The organism is Serratia sp. 506_PEND (assembly GCF_001076875.1).
In the GTDB taxonomy this organism is placed as follows: domain Bacteria; phylum Pseudomonadota; class Gammaproteobacteria; order Enterobacterales; family Enterobacteriaceae; genus Serratia; species Serratia marcescens.
The window spans coordinates 1-951 of the sequence record NZ_JVEL01000480.1 but is presented as its reverse complement, the minus strand read 5'-3'; the positions used below and the strand labels follow the sequence as shown (position 1 = coordinate 951).

Sequence of the window (951 nt, the reverse complement as noted above, 5' to 3'; positions counted from 1 at the left end):
TGATGTCGCAGTTTCAGGAAGAGAAAGAAGGCCAACGCCAGACAGCATATCAGGATGGTGTCGGCATCTGGACAATTTGCGGCGGTGTGACGATGGTCAACGGCCAGAAGGTTGTGAAGGGGCAGCGCCTGACCGCCGAGCAGTGCAAGCAGATTGACGCAGCAGAGCAGAAAAAGGCGCTCGACTGGGTAGACCGCAACGTCAAGGTAACGCTGACTGAACCGCAAAAAGTCGGCATCGCGTCATTCTGTCCTTGGAACATCGGCCCCGGAAAGTGCTTCACCTCCACCTTTTACAAAAAGTTGAACGCCGGCGACCGCATTGGCGCCTGCCGCGAAATCCGCCGCTGGATATACGACGCTGGTCGAGATTGCCGCATCCGCTCGAATAACTGCTACGGGCAGATAGTGCGGCGCGACCAGGAAGCCGAACTGGCTTGCTGGGGGCTGGATAAATGAGATATCTACCATCAGCGGTATGTTTCGCAGCGGCCGGTTATCTTGCCGCTCACGGTATTGATGGCTGGGGTTGGTTCCTGTTCGTCGGAGTGATTCTGCTATGAGTAAGTCTATGGGAACAATCGTGCTTGTGTTTCTGCTCATCAGCATAGCACTGGCTCAGTTGGCTTTTTACTTTCACGGCAACGCAGTAAAGGCTGGTGAGCAGGTTAAGCAGCAGGAAAAGACGCTGGCGCAGCAACAGTCACTGATAACGGCATTACGCGAGAACGCCGCCCGGAATAACTCGCTAATGGCCGAACAGCAACGTAGAGAGCAGCAGCTGCGCCAGCAGGGCGAAAACTACCAGAGGAAATATCGTGAAGCAACCAAGAATGACGAGTGTAGTCGGCGCGTTGCTCCTCCCGCTGTTATTGGCCTCCTGCGCGGAACAGACATCACCGCCGCCGCCGGCGCCGATCGTGCTGTTTCCCCCTGAATCGGTGTTCACCCC

2 protein-coding genes are annotated in these 951 nt (G+C 56.2%); both read left to right on the top strand.

Translation table 11 applies throughout. The features are described from left to right. Positions 1–2 precede the first annotated feature (2 nt). Positions 3–458, top strand: coding sequence for a lysozyme (locus ADK28_RS19445; protein WP_048796427.1), 456 nt, complete (start codon positions 3–5; stop codon positions 456–458). 100 nt (positions 459–558) lie between these two features. Beyond that, the gene (locus ADK28_RS19440) at positions 559–936 is read left to right on the top strand and encodes a DUF2570 domain-containing protein (protein WP_048796426.1); all 378 of its coding nucleotides are present in this window, start codon (positions 559–561) and stop codon (positions 934–936) included. Positions 937–951: the final 15 nt, after the last annotated feature.

Coding starts and splice junctions, on each gene's coding strand:
- ADK28_RS19445 (WP_048796427.1), top strand. CDS start 3: ATGTCGCAGTTTCAGGAAGAGAAAGAAGGCCAACGCCAGACAGCATAT.
- ADK28_RS19440 (WP_048796426.1), top strand. CDS start 559: ATGAGTAAGTCTATGGGAACAATCGTGCTTGTGTTTCTGCTCATCAGC.